The organism is Pedobacter punctiformis, assembly GCF_027213715.1.
Lineage (GTDB): Bacteria > Bacteroidota > Bacteroidia > Sphingobacteriales > Sphingobacteriaceae > Pedobacter > Pedobacter punctiformis.
Genome location: NZ_JAPWGM010000001.1, coordinates 1,016,452 through 1,037,728 on the forward strand (window position 1 = coordinate 1,016,452; position 21,277 = coordinate 1,037,728).

16 protein-coding genes and 1 tRNA gene are annotated in these 21,277 nt (G+C 36.0%); 12 read left to right on the plus strand and 5 right to left on the minus strand.

The window, feature by feature from the left end:
* The first annotated feature begins 85 nt into the window (after positions 1-85).
* The 5 genes from O0955_RS04575 (at position 86) to O0955_RS04595 (ending at position 10,712) form a co-directional block, all read left to right on the plus strand.
* Positions 86-3,229: a SusC/RagA family TonB-linked outer membrane protein gene (locus O0955_RS04575; protein WP_269426341.1), complete on the plus strand. Its 3,144-nt coding sequence runs from the start codon at positions 86-88 to the stop codon at positions 3,227-3,229.
* Between the two features lie 10 nt (positions 3,230-3,239).
* The gene (locus tag O0955_RS04580; protein WP_269426342.1) at positions 3,240-4,802 is read left to right on the plus strand and encodes a SusD/RagB family nutrient-binding outer membrane lipoprotein; all 1,563 of its coding nucleotides are present in this window, start codon (positions 3,240-3,242) and stop codon (positions 4,800-4,802) included.
* A 23-nt stretch (positions 4,803-4,825) separates the two neighbouring features.
* On the plus strand, positions 4,826-5,704 hold the full coding sequence (locus tag O0955_RS04585) for a DUF1735 domain-containing protein (RefSeq protein ID WP_269426343.1): 879 nt from the start codon (positions 4,826-4,828) through the stop codon (positions 5,702-5,704).
* Positions 5,705-5,996: 292 nt separating this feature from the next.
* A complete protein-coding gene (locus O0955_RS04590; RefSeq protein ID WP_269426344.1) occupies positions 5,997-9,182 on the plus strand; it encodes a SusC/RagA family TonB-linked outer membrane protein in 3,186 nt (1,061 codons plus the stop codon).
* Positions 9,183-9,194: 12 nt separating this feature from the next.
* Complete coding sequence (locus O0955_RS04595; protein WP_269426345.1) at positions 9,195-10,712, plus strand: RagB/SusD family nutrient uptake outer membrane protein; 1,518 nt, start codon at positions 9,195-9,197, stop codon at positions 10,710-10,712.
* A 71-nt stretch (positions 10,713-10,783) separates the two neighbouring features.
* Here O0955_RS04595 and O0955_RS04600 read toward each other — a convergent pair whose 3' ends face one another.
* Together O0955_RS04600 and O0955_RS04605 are read right to left on the minus strand one after the other, a co-directional pair.
* Positions 10,784-11,191, minus strand: coding sequence for a DoxX family protein (locus tag O0955_RS04600; RefSeq protein ID WP_269426346.1), 408 nt, complete (start codon positions 11,189-11,191; stop codon positions 10,784-10,786).
* A 1-nt stretch (position 11,192) separates the two neighbouring features.
* Positions 11,193-12,092: a S66 peptidase family protein gene (locus tag O0955_RS04605; protein ID WP_269426347.1), complete on the minus strand. Its 900-nt coding sequence runs from the start codon at positions 12,090-12,092 to the stop codon at positions 11,193-11,195.
* Here O0955_RS04605 and metG point away from each other — a divergent pair.
* The 3 genes from metG (at position 12,091) to O0955_RS04620 (ending at position 14,885) form a co-directional block, all read left to right on the plus strand.
* Positions 12,091-14,241: a methionine--tRNA ligase gene (metG, locus tag O0955_RS04610; RefSeq protein WP_269426348.1), complete on the plus strand. Its 2,151-nt coding sequence runs from the start codon at positions 12,091-12,093 to the stop codon at positions 14,239-14,241. The genes O0955_RS04605 and metG overlap by 2 nt on opposite strands.
* 8 nt (positions 14,242-14,249) lie before the next feature.
* Positions 14,250-14,321 (plus strand) — tRNA-Arg (locus O0955_RS04615).
* 255 nt (positions 14,322-14,576) lie between these two features.
* Positions 14,577-14,885 (plus strand): RNA recognition motif domain-containing protein, encoded by a 309-nt coding sequence (locus O0955_RS04620; protein ID WP_269426349.1) that lies wholly within the window; start codon positions 14,577-14,579, stop codon positions 14,883-14,885.
* Between the two features lie 58 nt (positions 14,886-14,943).
* On the opposite strand, the gene O0955_RS04625 is transcribed toward O0955_RS04620, so the two are convergent.
* On the minus strand, positions 14,944-15,318 hold the full coding sequence (locus O0955_RS04625; protein WP_269426350.1) for a hypothetical protein: 375 nt from the start codon (positions 15,316-15,318) through the stop codon (positions 14,944-14,946).
* A gap of 352 nt (positions 15,319-15,670) precedes the next feature.
* Positions 15,671-16,537, minus strand: coding sequence for an aldose 1-epimerase family protein (locus O0955_RS04630; protein WP_269426351.1), 867 nt, complete (start codon positions 16,535-16,537; stop codon positions 15,671-15,673).
* 86 nt (positions 16,538-16,623) lie between these two features.
* On the opposite strand from O0955_RS04630, the gene O0955_RS04635 reads away from it, so the two are divergent.
* Both O0955_RS04635 and O0955_RS04640 read left to right on the plus strand, forming a co-directional pair.
* Complete coding sequence (locus O0955_RS04635) at positions 16,624-16,998, plus strand: hypothetical protein (protein WP_269426352.1); 375 nt, start codon at positions 16,624-16,626, stop codon at positions 16,996-16,998.
* Positions 16,998-17,405, plus strand: a complete 408-nt coding sequence (locus O0955_RS04640; protein ID WP_269426353.1) for a hypothetical protein — start codon at positions 16,998-17,000, stop codon at positions 17,403-17,405. Before O0955_RS04635 ends, O0955_RS04640 begins: the two co-directional genes overlap by 1 nt.
* Positions 17,406-17,459: 54 nt before the next feature.
* Here O0955_RS04640 and pepT read toward each other — a convergent pair whose 3' ends face one another.
* Entirely contained in the window at positions 17,460-18,713 is a 1,254-nt protein-coding gene (gene pepT / locus O0955_RS04645; RefSeq protein ID WP_269426354.1) for a peptidase T, read from the minus strand.
* Between the two features lie 59 nt (positions 18,714-18,772).
* Between pepT and O0955_RS04650 the strand changes: the two genes are divergently transcribed.
* Together O0955_RS04650 and O0955_RS04655 are read left to right on the plus strand one after the other, a co-directional pair.
* Entirely contained in the window at positions 18,773-19,504 is a 732-nt protein-coding gene (locus O0955_RS04650) for a hypothetical protein (RefSeq protein ID WP_269426355.1), read from the plus strand.
* 28 nt (positions 19,505-19,532) lie between these two features.
* Positions 19,533-21,272: a M14 family metallopeptidase gene (locus O0955_RS04655; RefSeq protein ID WP_269426356.1), complete on the plus strand. Its 1,740-nt coding sequence runs from the start codon at positions 19,533-19,535 to the stop codon at positions 21,270-21,272.
* The last annotated feature ends 5 nt before the right edge of the window (positions 21,273-21,277 follow it).

Genomic DNA, 21,277 nt, shown 5'->3' on the forward strand with positions numbered 1-21,277 from the left:
TATGTTAAAATAAATTTGCTTCTATTGCTAACTAACTATAATTTAGTAAATCATTATTAATCATTAACTAACCTATTTTCAAATTATGAAAAAACTTCTACAAAGTTTGTTCATTCTTATGTTTGTTGCTGTTACAGCAATTGCACAAGAAAGAACAATTACTGGTACAGTTACTTCTCAGGAAGACAAATTACCTATTCCTGGGGTAAGTGTAAAAGTTAAAGGCACTCAATCAGGTGCTGTTACAGATGCTAACGGAAAGTATTCTGTTAAAGTTCCATCAGGTTCTGCAGTATTAGAATTTACTTTTATTGGTTACGCAGTACAAAGCAGAACAGTTACCGGTTCTGGTGTAATTAATGTTGTTCTAACCTCAGACACTAAATCTCTTAATGAGGTTGTAGTTTCAGCTGCAGGTTTAACAGCTCGTAAAAAAGAGCTTGGTAATGCTCAAACAACTTTAAAAAATGAGGCTTTAACTCAAGCTAAGCCAACAAGTATTGCGTCTGGTCTTGCTGGTAAAGTTGCCGGCTTAAGCATTCAGGGTGTAAGTAGTGGTGTAAATCCTAACTATCGTGTGATTTTAAGGGGTATGCGTTCACTTACGGGTAACAATGAGGCTTTAATCGTTGTTGACAATACAATCGTGCCTAACGCAATTTTAGGTAATATCAACCCTGATGACATTGAAGATATTACTGTGCTAAACGGAGCAAGCTCTGCAGCATTGTATGGATCTGCTGCGTCTAACGGTGCATTGATCATTACAACTAAAAAAGGAAGAAAAACTCCTGGACTGGATATTAAGATTGATAATACTACGACAATTGAGCAAGTGGCTTTTTATCCAGGTTTACAAAAACAATTCGGTTCTGGTTCTGACAATGACATTCAGGTTTATAACCCAATTGAGAATCAGCAATATGGACCGGCTTTTGATGGCGTTGTAAGGCCTATTGGTCGCCCTTTACAGGATGGATCAATTCAAAAAGTTCCATATCAGTGGACTGATAGTAAAAATGATTTCTGGGAGAATGGTCTTACAAATATGACCAATTTCTCCGCTTCATCAGGAAGTGATAATGGATCATTGTATGCATCTGCCCAATATTTGAGAACAGATGGTACAACTCCGGGCGATAAATATAACAGATCATCGGTAAGATTAGGTGGAACCCGCGTTTTATCTAAAGTTTTAGATTTTAACTACTCTGCATATTATGCTCAGAATCGTTACAATCAAACAACTCAAACATCAAACATTTATAATTATTTATTGAATGCACCGGGTAACGCTCCGTTAACTGATTATAGCGATTGGAGAAATAACCCTTATGCTAATCCAAATGGCTATTTTAATGCATATTATAATAACCCATATTTCATGGCAGATAATTATAGACAAAAAATAAGAAATGATTATTTTATTGGTAATGCAGAATTAAAATATAAACCATTGGATTGGTTAGATTTTACAGGACGTATTGGTTTAACTACCCGTAATCAAAGCTCTAAAACTTATTCAGACATCTTTACCTTTAGTGAATATACAAAGAGTATTGTTGGTTCAAGTGAGTATAAAAAACAAGATATCCTTGGTGGTAATGAAGATAATTTCTTTTATAACACAACCATCATTACCGATTTTATTGCGCATGCGAAAAAAAGTTATGGTGATTTCAAAATTAACTTAACTGGTTTATTCCAGGCACGTCAGGATCAATATAAAACTGAGACGGCTTCAATCTCTGGATTATTAACTCCAGGTCTTTTCAACTTGGGTAATAGTGTAAATACACCAACAGCCTCTGGAGCAGATGCTTTAGCAAGATCTTATGGATTAACTGGAAAATTAGACATAGCATTTAAGGATTATTTATTTTTAACAGCTACTGGGCGTAATGACTGGGTTTCAATTCTTGCACCTGAAAACCGTTCATTCTTCTATCCAAGTGTGAGTTTATCATTTGTTCCTACTGATGCAATTCAGGCATTAAAGGACATTAAAGAAATCGACTTTATTAAAATAAGAGGAGGTTGGTCTAAAGTTGGTCAGGTTAACTTAGGTAGCTCAGCAACATTTGGAGCTTATAGCTTACAGCCAACATTCGCTCAAGGATCTGGTTATCCTTTCAACGGGCTTGGTGGTTTAACAGTTGGTGATAGATTGGTTTCGGAAAGCTTAAAACCAGAGATTACTCAAGGTTATGAAGTAGGTATTGAAACAAGTTTGTTTAAAAGCAGAATCAACTTAGGTGTTACTTATTTTGATTCGAAAACAAAAAACCAAACAGTGGCAACCGGAGTTTCAGGAGCAACTGGTTATACTTCATACTTAGTTAACACAGGTCAAACGAGTTCTAAAGGTATTGAGGCAAATTTATCGGTAGTTCCTTACAGAAACGAAAACTGGGATATCACATTGAGTACAAACTTTACTCACTATAGCAATATGGTAGATTATATCAGTGGAGATTTAAAACAATTAACTTTAGGATCTTATACTGGTGGTGCTGGTTCATATGCAATTGAAGGTCAGCCTTTTCCGGTTATTCAGGGAACAACTCACGTTCGTGATAGTCAGGGAAGAATCATTGTTAACCCTTTAACAGGTTATCCTTCTGCTACCCCGGGTGTAAGTATCTTAGGACAGGCAGCTGCTAAAAATACTTTAGGATTGAATCTTAATGTGAAATATAAAGCATTTACTTTATATGGTTCAGCTGAATACCGTACTGGTAACGTAATTTATAACAGTGGTGGTGGTACATTTGACTTTAGTGGTGCTGGTATTAATTCAGCAGCCTATAATCGCGATCGCTTTGTTATACCTAACTCTTCTTATTTAGATCCTGTAACCAATACATACGTAGCAAATACTAATATTTCTGTTCGTGATGGTGGTGCTGGTTACTGGTCTATTGGAGGCCCTAGAACTGGAATTGCAGAAAACTATGTTACTTCAGCGGCTTTCTGGAAAATCAGAGAGATCTCTTTGGCTTACGATATTCCATCTAAGTTTTTGGCAAGAACAAAAGTTTTCAAAGCAGCCAGAGTTAGTGTTCAGGGTAGAAACTTGTTCATATTCTTGCCTAATTCAAATGTGTACACCGATCCGGAGTATAGTGACGGTGATAATTTAAATAGTGGTAATGCTATCGGCTTGACTGGTTTAAGTCAAACTCCTCCATCAAGATTTTATGGAGCTACTTTATCTCTAACTTTATAATACTATGATCATGAGAAATATTTCTAAATATATATTCGGATTAATGATATTAAGTTCTTTTTACGCTTGTAAAAAGGATCTGGATATTAATGTTAATCCTAATACAGCAACACAAGCCTCGGTTAAAACTGTTTTACCAACATCTTTAGTTTCTACTGCTGCAAACATTGTAACATATAACAACAGCATTACTGGAGCACAGTTGGCTGGTTACTATGGAAATGGTGGCGGCGTTAGTGGTTGGAATGCAATTATTTCGTATAATTATCAATCGTCTGATGGACAGGCGCTTTGGACAAATACGTATAATACTTTAACTGACGTAAATTATGTAATTACAAACTCAGCAGGTGATGCTTCTCTTAATGAGTTTAATGCTGCTGCTAAAGTTTTAAAAGCATTTAATTTTCAATTGCTAGTTGATGTTTACAACGATGTTCCTTATACTGATGCAAATCAGGGAACTAAAGTTTTGCAGCCTAAATATGACAAAGGTACTGATATTTATAAAGCGTTAGCAGACCTATGTGACGATGCAATTGCTAAATTTAAACCATTAACTGCGGGAACTCCTGCTTTCGTAACGGCAGACCCTTTGTTTAAAGGCGATCCTAAAAAATGGGCTGCTTTTGCTCAAACTTTAAAGCTGAAATTGATTCTTAAAGGCGGCACTAAAGTTGCATTTACCAACAAAACATTTGATACTTCTGTTGGCTTTTTAACTGATGATGCTATTGTTCAACCAGGTTACGCAAAACTTGATGGAAAACAGAATCCAATGTGGAACAGCTGGGCTTATAGCTTTTCAGGTGCAGCTGTAGCTGCGGGAAGTAATTATGCTGTGACTCCTTATATCATGACATTCTATGATAAAAAGAAAATAAACGATCCAGCACGAGCTGCAGTAGTTTATAAAAGCGGTATATCCACTGCTGTTAACCAATTAGGTTATCAGGGAGCTGACGCAGGAAGAGGTGCAGCACCAAACTCTTGGTTTATTGGAACAAGTGCAACAACCTATAGTAAGATAGGTATTTTTAAAGGCCCTGATATGGGACAGCCAATTATGTTAGGTGCTGAAAGTTATTTCTTGCAGGCTGAAGCTAATGTAATAGGTTTAGTAGCTGGTACTGCTTCAACAAATTTTCAAAACGGTATAACGGCATCCTTTGCTTATTTATACAAAGATAATACAGGAGCTAATTCTACAGGCAAAAATGCTGTAGCTGACGTTGCAACTTACTTAACGGCAAATGCAACTAATCCTTTGGTAAACTGGAGTTTAGCAACTACTAATGATATGAAAATTGAGGCGATCATCACTCAAAAATATATCGCCTTTAATCAATTATTTGGTCATGAGGCATGGAATGAATTCAGAAGGACAGGATACCCTACAATGGTTGGTACTACGGATAAATTCTTAACAATTGCTTCTACTGTTTCTGAAGCTACTGCAGCTAATAAATTACCTACAAGAATACTTTATCCTTTAACTGAATATCAGTTTAATGCTGGTAATATCCCTAGTGGAATTGATAAATATACTTCAAAGATATTTTGGGCTAAATAATAATATTTTAAATAAAAGACATTATGAAAAAGATCATAAATTTATTAGTGGCATTAATCTTTATCTCAGGACTGAGTTCTTGTTTAAAGGATGACACTATTATTGGCCCAGATAGTCCTGGTGCTATAAAAAACATAGTGGAGTTTAAAAATGTTGGCGCTATTGCTTCATCAACTACCGCTCCTTTTGCAGTATACATCCCGTTCACTTTAAAACCAACAGCTACTTCAGCAGAGTTTGAAGGAATTATCAACTATGCAGGTGCTGACACGGCACCAAGCGATATCGTGGTTAATATTGCAGCTGATCCATCAGTAATTGCTACATATAATGCTAAAGTTAGTGGTGCTGCATATGCAGCTTTGCCAGCTTCTTCTTATTCTTTTCCAGCAACAGTAACAATTCCAGCAGGACAAAGAGAAGCGAAATTTAAGATTACTGTTAAACCTAATACTTTTGATGCAACTAAAGAAAATGCTTTAGCTTTAAGAATAACTTCTGCATCAACTGGCGTAATCAGCGGTAATTTTGGTGCTGTAATTTTTAGTATGCCTTTAGAAAGTGTTTGGCAAGGTACTTATGATGTTCACATCAATAATAACTATGGAACTATTGATGGTAATATTGGTAATTTTTCGGATACTGGTATTAAGTTAGCTACTGTAGGACCAAATAGATTACGTACGCTAAGTGTAGCTGATACCTATAGTGGTTCTACTACTTTCCAATTTAATGGAGACAACACATCTATAACTGGTGTTGTTGTAATTAGTGGAACAACTACATTTGCGACTTCAATTCAAGGAATAGATCTTATTGATCCAGTTAATGGTAAATTTACAATAAGATATACGTGGGGAGGAAGGGGTATGACTGAGACATGGACTCGAACAGGACCTTAATTTAATTTCATTTAGTTATTTAAAAAAGGGGCGTCTTTCAGATGCCCCTTTTTTTTGGATGTTTTTCTGCATTAATATATACTTGTATAGGATATAGTAAAGTAGCTTCGTTGATTCCTGATTTAATGTACTAAGATCGCTGAATAGTTTTATTTGAAAGATGAAGTGAAATTCTATACATCAAAATTATTATTGGATTAAGGGTGTTGTTAAAAACCATTCGTAAAATTTGTATTACGAAATACTAAACATTATATTAGCTGATTAATCATTACAACTAATTTAATAATTTATGAAAAAACTTCTACAAAGTTTGTTCGTATTCTTGCTATTTGCTTCAACTACAATGGCTCAGGAACGAATAATTACAGGAACAGTAACATCCACGGAAGATTCATCCCCTCTTCCAGGAGTTAGTGTAAAAGCCGTTGGATCACAAGCTGTAGCTGTGACCGGAAATGATGGTAAATTTAGTCTTAGAGTTTCATCTGCGGTTAAAAGTGTCCAATTTTCATTTATTGGCTATGCAACAAAAACAGTGAACCTTACTTCAGCTAATGCAATTAAAATAGGCTTAGATGTTGACGCTAAAAGCTTACAGGACGTTGTTATTACCCAAGCTTACGGAACCACAACCAAGGGTAAAAATACGGGTTCTATATCTTCTGTAGGATCTGAAGAAATAGCTAAAAGGCCTGTTACTAATTTAAACAGTGTTTTAGCTGGCGCCGCCCCTGGTGTTCAGGTAAATGCGGGAAGTGGTCAGCCAGGTTCCGGACCAACTATCCGTGTTCGTGGATTTGGATCAATATCTGCCTCAAATGATCCGTTATATGTTGTTGATGGTATTCAGTACTCTGGAGATATCAGTAATATTAGTGTAGATGATATTGAAAGCATTTCCTTGTTAAAAGATGCTGCATCATCTGCATTATATGGTTCTAGTGCGGGTAATGGTGTAATTTTGATTACAACGAAAAAAGGTAGACAAGGTAAGGAGCAGTTAAATTTTAGAATTATTCAGGGGATTACTTCTCGTGGGATTCCTGAATATGAAACTGTTGGTGCTTACGAATACTATCCTTTAGCCTGGCAGGCATATCGCAATAGCCTAGTTTACCCTGTTACTGGTACAGGAGTTTCTTTAGCAGCTGCAAACACTACTGCAACTAATGGAATTAAAGCTTTATTGGGAAATAATCCATTCAACGTTGCAAATAATGCTATTGTAGGAACAGATGGTTTGATGAATCCAAACGCATCATTATTATATGCTGATGATTTAGACTGGAGATCTCCTTTAGAAAGAACCGGACAAAGAAGTGATTATTCAATGTCATATAGTGGTGCTACTGAAAAATCTGATTTCTATGCTTCCCTGGGTTATTTAAAAGAGAAAGGTTATGTGATTAGATCTGATTTCAATAGAATTAATGGTCGTGTAAGTATAAATACAAAACCACTTACATGGTTTAAAACAGGATTAAACCTTAATGCAAATATTACTAAATCTAACCAGGCTGATGCCGATGGTAGTGGTAGTATTGTTAATCCATTTAACTTTTCGAGATATATGGGGCCAATCTATCCTTTATATGCACATAACCAAACTACTGGTGAGTACTTGTTAGACTTAAAAGGTGAAAAAATTTATGATACAGGTAACCTTTTAGGTACGTTAGGAATCCCTAACCGTCCTTCTGGTGCATATGCAGGTAGACATATTTTGGAAGAAACACTTTTAAACTCAACTCAAATTAAAAGAAATGTATTGAGTGCGAGAACGTATGGTGAAATCACATTTTTAAAAGACTTTAAGTTTACTCAAAACTTAGGTGTTGATATTTCGAACTATTCATTTGCAGACTACCAGAATAAAATTGTTGGTGATGGTGCACCAGGAGGAAGAGCGAGAAATACATCTACAACAACTACAACTTATACTATTGAGCAATTATTGAACTACAACAAAAAAGTGGGTAAAAATAGTTTCTCAGCATTGCTGGGTCATAACAATTATGATTATACCTACAAATATTTAACAGGAGCCCGTAATACACAAGTAGTTGACGGAAATTCGGAATTAATTAATTTCACTACAACTACCGATTTAAGCTCGTACTTAAGAGATTATAGAAAAGAAGCGGTTTTTGCCAGATTAAATTATGATTACGATTCGAAATATTTCTTAACCGGATCATTTCGTCGTGACGGATCATCTAAATGGGGTCCAGGCAAACAATGGGGTAATTTTTATTCAGCTAGTGCAGCGTGGTTAATTAGTGAAGAAAACTTCCTGAAAGATAAAACCTGGATTAACTATTTGAAACTAAGGTCATCTTACGGTTCGTTAGGTAACGATGGTTTAACAGGTTTTAATTTAGATAGAGCTCTTTATAGCCTGGATTATAATAATGCTGCTGAACCAGGAATTTTATTACAAAGTCTTGCCAATGCAAATATTACCTGGGAAACTCAAACTCAAATTGATGCAGCGGTGGAATTTGGTTTATTTAAAAACAGACTACATGGTTCAATAGAACTTTTCAATAAACAATCTAAAGATTTATTATTCAACGTACCCCTTCCTCTTTCAACAGGTTTGGGTATAGGTAGTGGAACAGGTACATATCCTAAAAACATTGGTAAAATGTGGAATAAAGGGATCGAAATTAATCTGGGTGGAGATATTGTTAAGACACAAAACTTTAAATGGGGTATGGATATAAACTGGTCATTGGTGAGAAATAAAATCACTAAAATGCCTGAAGAAACACCAACAATCATCGATGGAACTAAACAATTAGCTGTTGACAGATCAAGATATGAATATTGGTTACGTCAGTGGGCTGGAGTTGACCCTACAGATGGTGAAGGTTACTACCTAATCAACCCATTAAGTCCGGGAAGTGCAGCAGATACCAGAACAATTAACGGGCAACAATATACGATTAATCCAAACAATGCACTCTATGCATATTCAGGATCATCTATTCCTAAATTCTTTGGTAGTGTAACCAATAATTTTACATACAAGGCTTTCTCTTTATCTGTAATAATGAACTACCAGGTTGGAGGAAAAGCATACGATGCAACCTACCAGTCTTTAATGTCTTATAGCGGATATGGTGGTGCTTTACATATTGATGCATTAAAATCATGGCAACAAGTTGGCGATCCATCGGGTATACCAAGACTTGATGTGGGCCGTTCAACATTTAATAATGCAACGTCTACAAGATTTTTAATTGACGCATCATATCTAAATATGAGATCAGCAACTTTAGCATATAACTTACCATCAGCTTTTATTAAAAAAGTTGGATTAAGTAAGGTTAGTGTTTATGCTTCTGGAGAAAATCTATTCCTTGTGTCAAAACGTAAAGGTTTAGATCCTTCAGAAAGCTTTACAGGAGTAAACACAAATAATTATACGCCAACACGTATTCTTAGTTTAGGTTTAAATGCTTCATTTTAATACATTTCAATCATGAAAAAAATAAATAAATTATATATTCCATTATTAGTTTTGGTACTAACAATGGGGGCTTGTAAAAAAGATTATCTGCAAACCAACCCAACAGATGCAGTAGCTTATAAAGATGTGTTTGCTACAACCACAAATGCAATGGCTGCTTTAAATGGTATTCACAGATCTCTATATATTCAATATTCCAGACAAGAAGAAGGTGGACAGGGTGCTGTAAACCTTAATATTGATTATATGGGTGATGATATTGTGAATACGGTAAGTACAACAGCTTATGGTGTTCATAAATGGGTTACACATAGAAGTGCGTCCAATTTAAATAACTCATTTATATATACATTTTATTACAGGATTATTGCTAATGCAAATCAAATCATTGATAATATTGATAATGCGGAAGGAAGTGCTGCAGATAAAAAAGCAATAAAAGGAGAAGCACTAACTTATAGAGCCTGGGCTCATTTTGTATTAGTGCAGGTTTTTGGAAAACGTTATGATGCCGCAGGAAATAATACCCAACCTGGTGTACCACTAATCATCACTTCGAAAGTAGAAGGAAGTTCTGGTAAACCAAGAGCTTCTGTTGAAGAAGTTTATACTCAGATTAATGCTGATATAGACGCTGCAATTGCTAGTTTTAGTGGTGCTACTGCAAGACCAAACAAATCTCATTTCAATATTAACGTTGCTAAAGGTATTAAAGCTAGAATTGCACTTACTCAAGGTAAATGGGCCGTTGCTGCTCAAAATGCACTTGAAGCAAGGACGGGACTAAACTTAATGACAAATGCAGAATATTTAGGTGGATTTAATAGCTATGATAATCAGGAATGGATGTGGGGAAGCAGACAACAGGAAGATCAGACGACCTATTTTTATTCATTTTTTGCTTATTTAGGAACCTTTAACTCAACAGCAAATAGAACCGTTCCTAAAAGAATGAATTCTGTGCTTTATAATCAAATTGCAGCGACAGATGTTAGAAAGGCACTTTGGGACCCTACCGGAAATAGCCCAACCTTTTTAGCCTATAACCAGCCTGTAGGAGTGGTTTCTAATGCTACTGCAAGTTACAAACAAGGAAAATTCAGAAATGCTGGATCAACCAGTGTTGGTGATGTTGTAAATATGCGTGTAGGTGAAATGTTTTTAATTGAAGCAGAAGCTCGTGCCAGACTAGGAATCGCTGGTGCTGCTGCTGAGACCACCACAGCTCAAAATGTTTTGTTTACGTTAGCTAAAAACAGAAATCCTAATTATGTTTTAACAACAAATACAGGAACAGCTTTGCTAAATGAAATTCTAATTCAACGCCGTATAGAATTATGGGGTGAAGGATTTAGATTCTTTGATTTGAAACGTCAAAATTTACCTCTGGATAGAACTGGTGGTAATGCTACAATTGCTTTATCAGGAGTTTTAAGTGTGCCGGCAGGTGGTCCGGAGTGGCAATGGGCTATTCCTCAAGCTGAGATAGATGCCAACCCGGCAATCGGCCCAGGTGGTCAAAACCCGTAATTAGAAAATTATAAAATAAAAATAAGCCCATCTGATCATTGATCAGATGGGCTTATTCTTTAATAAAGTATTTACTTTTTATCTGCACTGTATTTTCCAGGGCCGATAAAAATTAAGCCTATAAATACAATTCCCAATTCTATTGCGTGAGAAGCTCCTGATACTCCATCTCCTTTCGAAAAGTGGACCAGAGCAGCTATAATCATGGTAAAAATTAACAATAAACAGGCTGGTCTGAAAAATAAGCCTACAATTAATAAGAACCCACCAAAGGTTTCTGTTGCTGCTGCCATAAATCCCCAGAAAACAGGTAAAAAATCAATACCGATTAATTTCATGCTTCCACCAAGGCCTTCCCATCCTTTTATTCCTCCCGCTAACTTTGGAAAACCATGAATAATAAACATTATACCTAATCCAAGGCGGATCAAAAGTAAGCCAGTATTGCGGTATCTACCTAAAGACTCGAAAATTGCCATTTTATAAATATTTAAATCTAACGTTGTTTGCTTCTATTTCTAATTTAACATTTGCACCTAAAACCATGCTCAGGTTATTATCTATGTGCCCTGTTGGAAAATTAAAGCATACCGGATAATCATATTCCTTCACAATTTCCCAGATCACCTGGTCTGCTGTTTGCCCAAATGATATTTTTTCTTCTTCAATTTCATTAAAAGCACCGATAATTAATCCCTTTAAATTTTTCAGTTTTCCGGCTCTTTTTAGCATCCTGAGCATTCTGTCTATAGAATATTCGTGCTCACCAACATCTTCCAGAAACAGGACTTTATTATTGTAATCCATTTCTGACTCAGATCCCTGCATCATGGTAAGCAGGGTAAGATTTCCGCCTATTAAAATGCCTTCACATGCACCTGCTCTGTTTTTAAAGTCACTTTTATATTGATATTCCTGTCTTTCACCAAATAAAGCCTTTTTTAAGGATAGTAACGATAGTGCCGTCGCATCCTCAAAAGTATAGGGCATTTGACCATGAATGGACTGACTGTTTTGTGTGGCAAAAAGATGGGATAATAGTATTGTAATGTCACTAAAACCAACAATCCATTTTGGATTTTGCTCAAATTTCGTAAAATCCAGGTGATCAATAATGCGGATGGTTCCGTAACCTCCCCTGCCAGCAATGATAGCTTTAATAGATGGATCATCCAAAAATTCTTGTAAATCTGCTGTACGTAATTGATCACTACCCGCAAATTGGTGGTGACTTGCCTGTACACTTTTGCCGGATATCACTTCTAATCCCCAGTCGGTTAAAACCTTAATTCCAAAATCAATAGATTTAGGTAATTTCTTCGCCGGGCAAACAATAGCGATTTTATCTCCTTTTTTTAAATATGGGGGCTGCTTTATCATGTTCAAAACACTTATCTTTGCCAAATTAATAAAAAATGTTTTGGATAATAGTAAAATAAAAAGATATACCGTAACCGCAGCGCTTCCATACACCAATGGACCGGTACATATTGGCCATTTAGCAGGCGTTTATATCCCTGCAGATATTTATGCCCGCTATTTACGCTCCAATAAAAGAGATGTGAAGTTTGTTTGCGGCTCTGACGAAAACGGAGTACCTATTACTTTGAAAGCAAAAAGAGAAGGCGTTAGTCCACAAGAAATTGTAGATAAGTATCACAAGATTATTGGCGATTCTTTTAAAGAATTTGGCGTGTCATTTGACATTTACCATCGTACTTCTTCTTTGACCCATCATCATACAGCATCTGATTTCTTCGAAACACTTTACAAAAAGGGAGTTTTTGAGGAAGAAGTTACGGAGCAATACTATGATGAAAGCGCCAAACAATTTTTAGCAGACCGGTACATTACAGGAACCTGTCCGAAATGCGGTAATGAAAATGCTTATGGCGATCAGTGTGAAAACTGTGGTTCTACGTTGAACGCTACAGATTTAATCAATCCAAAATCTACTTTATCTGGCGATCAACCGATATTAAAGGAGACTAAAAACTGGTTTCTACCATTAGATAAATATGAAGACCGTTTAAGAGCATATATTGAAAGTCATAAAGAATGGCGTCCAAATGTTTATGGTCAATGCCAAAGCTGGTTAAATGCCGGCTTACAACCCAGAGCCATGACACGTGATTTAGACTGGGGAATCCGGGTTCCGGTGCGTGGAGCAGAAGGAAAAGTTCTTTATGTTTGGTTTGATGCACCTATTGGTTACATTTCTGCAACGAAGGAGCTTTGCGATTATGCAAAACTGGATGTTTGGAATCCTAAAGCAGAAGAATATTACATCAGTAATGTAGAAACTGATAAATGTGGGTGGGAAGAATACTGGAAAGATGAAGATACTAAGTTGGTTCACTTTATTGGAAAAGACAATATTGTTTTCCACTGTATCATTTTCCCTGCAATGTTAATGGCACATGGTGATTACATCTTAGCAGATAACGTTCCGGCAAATGAGTTTTTAAATCTCGAAGGCCAAAAAATATCAACCTCAAAAAACTGGGCGGTATGGCTTAATGAATATTTGAGAGAATTTGAAGGCAAACAAGATGTTTTACGTTATGTATTAACAGCAACGGCTCCTGAAACAAAAGATAATGACTTTACCTGGAAAGATTTTCAGGCCAGAAATAACAATGAACTGGTTGCGATTTTGGGTAATTTTGTAAACCGTGTAGTTGTGCTTACCCATAAATATTTTAACGGAGCAGTGCCAACCGTTATGGAAATATTGCCGGAAGATCAGGCTGTAATAGATGATTTGGCCACTTATCCTGCAAAAATTTCAGCCTCAATTGAAAACTATCGGTTTAGAGAAGCGCTTTCAGAAGTGATGAATGTTGCCCGTTTAGGCAATAAATATCTGGCAGAAACAGAGCCCTGGAAAGTAATTAAAACCGATGAAGATCGCGTCCGTACAATTTTAAATATTGCTTTGCAGATTGCTGCAAATATTCAGATATTAATAGAACCATTTTTACCATTTACTGCAGAAAAATTAATGAAGATGCTTAGAAATGGTGGTCATACATGGGAAGATGCCGGCTCTGTAAACTTATTAAAACGCGGGCATGAAATTGGAGAAGGTGAATTGTTATTTGATAAGATTGAAGATGCAGCAATAGATTTCCAGATTGAGAAGTTAAACCAAAGTAAGGCCAATAATAGCGCCGCCAATGTTGAGGCCATTCCTGCAAAGGAAAATATTCAGTTTGACGATTTTACTGCTATGGATATTCGTGTGGCAACAATTGTAGCTGCAGAAAAGGTTGAAAAAACTAAAAAACTGTTAAAATTAACCGTTAATACAGGTATTGATGAACGTACGGTGGTATCGGGTATCGCTGAGCATTATAAACCGGAAGATATTATAGGAACGCAGGTAAGTATTATCGTTAATTTAGCACCGCGGGAAATTAAAGGAATTTTATCACAGGGAATGATTTTGATGGCCGAAAATTCGGAAGGAAAACTTACTTTTGTGGCACCAACTCAAAAATTTGAAGAAGGTAGTGTGATTAGATAATCACGAATGGTCCCGTAGTTCAACGGATAGAATAGAAGTTTCCTAAACTTTAGATATGAGTTCGATTCTCGTCGGGACCACAAATAAAATAAAAAACCCATTACTTATTAGTTAATGGGTTTTTTATTTTCATGTTGAAAAACAAACTTAAAACAGATTAGAGGCCCTTTTTAATCAATTTTTTTAAAAAAACTGGTATCTTGCCTGCTTAAACAATAAAAAGCTTAGTTTTCACTTGATAAACGATTTTATTTAACATACTAATTTCTAAAAGTTTTCGTTAAAAAGGCATTTAGAAGAAATAAGCTGGTATTAAACGCTCAAAATATTTATTTATGACCAAACTTTTTATCGGGGGGCTCCCGGATAATATTCAAGAAATGGACCTGGCCATTCACGTTAGCATTTATGGACAAATAGATACTATAAAAGTTGTACGGGATAGGGCCACCGGCAGATGTAAAGGTTTTGCATTTTTAGAAGTTATTGACCTAGCTGCAGCAAATAATATTATCGACAATTTAAATGGCGAAACTTTTAAGGGAAATACATTAACTGTTAAAATTAGCGAAGAACTACCTCAGCAAAAACCCGCTTATAAGAAAGCAGGTGATCCATATAAAAAGAAGAGAGCGAGATTATAATCTCTATATTGGAACATAAAAAAGGCTTACCATTTTGGCAAGCCTTTTTCTTTAATTATTATCTGCTGCAATCTGCGGTCCAGGTTGCACCATCCTTGTTCACTAACATTTTTAATGAACTTGCATTAATTGTAATCCCGGTTAATCCTGATCCAACACTTACATAGTTGTTATCTCCTGATTTTTCAAATTTAACACCTGTAATGTCAGGGATATTATTTCCAAAGTAAAAACTGTATGTTTCACCTATCTTACTAACCGTAACTCTACCGTCAGAACTGGTGATACTTTGACCACTTTTATTGTAAGATACAGAACCTTTGTAAGTACCAACGAAGAAATCTTTGTCAGCAGGGTCAGTATCTTTTTTGCAGGAAATCATAACCGTTAAAACGATTAAAAATAGACTTAAAATTTTAACTGTCTTTTTCATAATTAGGTATTTTAATATGTATACCCTTATTCAAAGCCTGTGCCAAAAAGCCTTTCTGATAGCTAAATCGCAACTCAAACAGGGTATAAATAATAAAATAACTTGATAATTGTTTTATGCTTAAATCGCTTAATTGCAGTGTTTTATGCTGGTTACGCCCTTGTTTTATGAATGTAGATTCCTTTAATCTATAAAGTCATTACGGACTCCTATTACATTAGGTCCCGATTGATTTTTTTCTCGAAAACCTGATCTTTGCTTAGGTCGATTTTGATAGGGGTGGCCGCAAATTAAGGATTTATCTGCCAGAATATCTAATGTATTCTAAAAGAAAAAGCAGAACCAGGGGTTGTTAAAAACACTCGGCTTCCCAAAATCTGGTCCAGGTTTCACCCTTTTCCAATCTGTTAATTCCTTCTTTATATTCCAGTTGCTGAATATGATTTACGCCATCCGCAACACCACACCAGGGCTCTAAACAAACAAAAGGAGCATCAGGAGTAGCCCAAATGCCGAAAAAAGGAAAATCTTCAAAATGAAAATGTAAACCAAATTCATTTTTAGTATTTAAAAGGCTAATGCAATTGCTCTGCATGGTTTTGAAAACCAGGGCATCATTATAAAATAAATTATGTTTTAAATTTAACTTATGTCCTCCAAGCTCAATACTATCTGTTTCATTTGCTACTAAACCGCCATCCAGTTTCCAGTATGTTAATTTTTCATCACTGTTAAAAGCCAGGTAGTAATCTTCGTAAACGGTATCAGGTGTGTTAGGCACTGCAAATGCCGGATGTGCTCCTAAAGAAAACAACAGGTCATCGGTTCCTGTATTAATTACTTCATAGGTCAGGTTTAATTTCTGGTCTATAATTTGGTATTTAAGTTTTAAGTTGAAATGAAAAGGATAAATTTTTAAGGTATCTTTCGTTTGTGATAAGGTAAAAATAGCCTCGGTTTCGCTTATTTTTTGAGCACTAAATACCTGATCTCTGGCAAAACCATGACGGGGTAAATGGTAGTTTTTGCCTTTATAAATAAAACTTTCGTCTTTTAAAGCACCAACAATTGGGAATAATACCGGACTATGTTTTGCCCAGTATTTCGGGTCGGCATTCCATAAATATTCAATTTTAGTTTCTTTACTGAACAGACTTTGTAGTTCGGCGCCTTTGGCGGCCAGGCTAACTTTTAAATAATCGTTTTCTAAGGTTATCATCGCATTTTAAAAGTAGTAAATAAGATGAGCTTAAAAAAAACTTTTTTATTAAATTTGAGAGGTACCCACGCTTAGAAAAACAAATAATGGCTGTAAAAATTTTAAGTTCAATATTAATCCTTTTTGCACTTTACATGGGCGTAAAACAGGGCTGGGCAATGGTTTCGGGAAAACCCGAAATGACAGAAATGTTTGGTAAATGGAATATTGGCAAAACCGGACTATCAATTATCGGTTGTTTTACCATAATAGGAGCCATACTGGTTTTATTTCCTCAAACCTTTTTATGGGGAAATTTTATTACTGCCACAGGAATCTTACTGATTATTTGTTTTCATCTGAACGAAACATCGGCATCTGCTGCCGATCGCTTAAAAGGAGTAGCAATAGAGTTGCCTTTTCTGCTGCTGTCTTTAGTAATTATTTATTTACAGCATCCGTTTTCGAAAAACATAAGCTAATGGGCAGACTGTTATTTTGTTTTTTTATTACATTATCGCTCACAACACAGGCACAAATTAAACCGGGTAAAAATCAGATGGCCTTAGACTTAACTAAATTATCAAATACAAAAGTAAAAGCGGCAGTTGTTGCTTTGCAAAAAGGCGAAAGTAAAAGTTGGTTTGCTTTATGTGCTGCAGATGCAATTTTATATGACGATGGAAACCAAATGCAGTTTAATAATTTCTTTAAAAAGGCGCTTGGACACGAACGTTTTACCAGTATTGATAAAGTTGAAAACAATGGCCTTGATGTTTATGGTCACTTTCATTCAGATCAGTGGGGGGATTTTAAAACCTATTTTAAGTTTAAATTTAATAAGGAAGGAAAAATCAGCCGCCTTGATATTGGACAAGCTTCTTATTAAACGAAAGTTTTTAGCCACCATCATTTTGACAGCTAAAAACTTAATTTATAACAATTAACTGTTTTCTTCCCAAATACAAGCGATATTAATAATGGTTTGAATGGCTTTTTCCATATCCTGAACACTTACCCATTCTTGTTTACTGTGAAAAGCATGCTCGCCGGCAAATATATTAGGACAGGGTAAACCCATGTAAGAAAGCCTTGAACCATCTGTACCACCCCGGATACTTTGTGGTTTTGCAACTATCCCGGCTCTTTCAATAGCTTCAATTCCATACTGAACAATTTTAGGGTGCTGATCCAATATTTGCTTCATGTTTCTGTATTGGGCCTTAATGTTAAGCTGGTAGGTAGAGCCCGGGTATTTTATCATTACCTTTTTAATAGTTTCTTCTAAAAAGCGGCCATGTTCAGCTAATTTTTCATCAGTAAAATCACGGATTATAAATTGTGCCTCACCCTGTTCTACCTGTCCTTTTATTCCAACCGGGTGAATAAATCCTTCTTTCTTATGGGTTGTTTCAGGACTTAGATGATCTTTAGGCAAGCTATCTAAAATTTCAGCGAGAATTTTAATTGCGCTTTCCATTTTCCCTTTTGCAAAACCCGGATGGGTACTTACACCATTAACAACTAAGGTTGCACCATCAGCCGAAAAGGTTTCATCTTCTATTGATCCTAAAGTTTCACCATCGATGGTATAGGCAAAATCTGCAGCCAGCTTTTTTAAATCAGCTTTATCTACCCCACGTCCGATTTCTTCGTCCGGGGTGAAAAGAATTTTAATCGTTCCGTGTTTTACCTCAGGGTTTTTAACCAGAAAATTAGCGGCTTCCATAATTTCGGCTACACCGGCTTTGTTATCTGCACCAAGTAAGGTTGTTCCGCTTGCGGTTATAATATCATTTCCAAGCTGATCTTTTAAATCTTTATGTTCTTCGAGTTTTATAATGATGGATTGATCATCAGGTAGGATCAGATCCTCTCCCTGATAATTGGTATGAATAATTGGCTTTACGTTTTCTCCGCTACAATCCGGAGAAGTATCCATGTGTGAGCAAAAACAGATTACGGGAACATTTTTTTTTGAAGTGGCCGGTATTGTGGCATACACATAACCATTTTCATCCATATGAGCATCAGTAATGCCCATTTCCAAAAGCTCCTGTACAAGCACAGTTCCAAGATTTTTTTGTTTTAAAGTTGAAGGACAACTTGCAGAATCAGGGTCAGATTGGGTATCAATTTTAGCGTATTTAATAAATCTGGCCTCTATTGAATTGTTAAAATTTTCATATATACTCATAAATCAAAGGTAAAAGTTATAGATATTGAATAAACATATTATTTTTGTTAAAAAAAGATATGTTTGATAAACACCTGAAAATTACATCCCTGGCAATTGTGCTTTTATGTTCAATTCAATTTTCGTGGGCCCAATCTAACTACTTTAAGTGGTCGGCTGGTATTGGTGGTGGCATAAACCATACAAAAACCGACGTTTATAAGGGGGGCTGGGACTATACTGTGTATGGTACAATTGATTATCATTTTACACCTTTTGTAACCGGAGGCATCGAGGCCCAATACGGAGAATTAAAAGGCGGAAGTATTGTTACCGATCCACACAACAGGCAATTTGTGAATAAGTACAGTTCGGTTGCCATTAGTGGAAAAGCGATGCTTGGAGAGTTTGTAGACTATGAGCAAAGCAAAACTTTGAATGCCCTTAAAGGTTTGTATGCGGGTATTGGTATCGGGGTTGTTAACAATAATATGACTTACATTGTAAGGTATAAACCATCCTGGGCTGCATTTGATCCCGGTTATGGGCCTTTTCCCGGAAAAGATAAAAGTTTAAACCTTTGGGTACCGCTCAATCTGGGTATTAATTTTTTTATCAATGACGGTTATGGATATGTGCGTTATGCAATTAATGTGAATGCACAAAGCAGCTTTACTTTTGGCGAAGGATTAGATGGTTATAATGACCCGGTAACCCAATTTAAAAATTTCGATCCTGATACCTATACTGTATACAGCGTAGGTGTTAAATATTTCTTCGGAAACGTTAAGGCTTATCGCAAATCATTATAAGAAATCATTAAAACATCATATTTATTGCATGAGAAAACTCTTCGTGCTTTGGCTAATTTCATTAACACTGAATACAATGGCACAGCAAACTCCTTATGAACGCAGTCATAAAACAGAAACCACAACTTATGCCGAAGCAATAAGTTACTACGAAGCCCTTGTTAAAACCTCAACGCAGGCAAAACTTTTAACCTACGGAAATACCGATTTTGGAAAGCCGCTGCACTTACTTGTATTATCAAAAGATAAAATATTTGATCCGGTTGCTATCCGCAAAAGCAATAAACGCATTTTACTGATTAATAACGGAATCCATCCGGGTGAACCTGAAGGCATTGACGCGTCTATGATGCTTGCCCGCGACTTGCTGAAAGCGGATAAACTTCCAAAGGATGTCGTTATTTGCATAATCCCCGTTTATAATATAGATGGCAGTTTTAACCGTACAGGAACATCAAGAGCCAATCAAAATGGACCTGTAGCTTATGGTTTTAGAGGAAATAGCAAAAACCTCGATTTAAACCGGGATTTTATAAAAACAGATTCTAAAAACTCAGCTGCTTTTCAACTGATATTTAATACCTGGAAACCCGAAATATTTGTAGATACCCACACCAGTAATGGAGCCGATTACCAGTACGTAATGACTTTAATTCCAACTCAAAGGGATAAACTAAATTCAATACTTTCTGGTTATCTTACTGAAATACTTGTACCAGATTTGTATAAAGGCATGGAGAAGCTTGGTTATCCGATGATTCCATACGTAAACGCTGTAAATGAAACACCCGAAGGTGGAATAACAGGTTTTATTGAATCTCCCCGCTATTCTACCGGCTACACGACTTTACACAACACGATTGGCTTTATGCCCGAAACGCATATGTTAAAATCGTATGATCTGCGTGTTGATGCCACCTATAAATTATTGCAAACGTATATTGATTTGGTAGAACGCGATGCAAAGATTATCGGAGAAAATAAGCAGAAAGCAGATGAATTTGTTGCCACCCAGGAAGAGTTTCCTTTGGAATGGAAATTAAATAAAAATGAGGTAAATGATTTAACTTTTAAAGGTTTTGAATCCGGACAAAAGCCAAGTGTGGTAAGCGGAGCAGGGCGGTTATTTTATGATAGAAATAAACCATACACGAAAATAATTAAAGAGTGGAACAAATTTGAGCCTGCAACAACTGTTAAAAAGCCGGTTGCCTATATAATTCCTAAAGCATGGGATAAGGTTATAACTTTATTAAAACTTAATGGAGTTAAATTGGAAGAGCTAAAATCGGATGTCAAAATTTCTGTAGAAAGTTATTATATCAGCGATTTTAAAACCATGAGCAGGCCTTACGAAGGACATTACGTGCATTCTGCTGTGAAAGTAAATCCTGTACAGCAAAATTTGCAGTACTACGCAGGAGATTATGTTGTTTATGCAAATCAGGCCGTTAACCGGTATATCGTAGAAACATTAGAGCCTCAGGCCACGGATTCTTTCTTTAACTGGAACTTTTTTGATTCCATACTGGACATGAAAGAACATTATTCTGCTTATGTATTTGAAGATACAGCCGCAGAAATACTTAAAAAGAATCCGGAATTAAAGGTTAAACTCGAAGAAAAGAAGACTTCTGACGAGGCATTTGCAAAGAATGCGGCGGCTCAGCTTGATTTTGTATATAAAAATTCTGATTATTACGAAAAAACGCACAATCGATATCCCGTAGCACGTTTAATAACAAACGTAAAACTCGATTTAAAATAAACCAA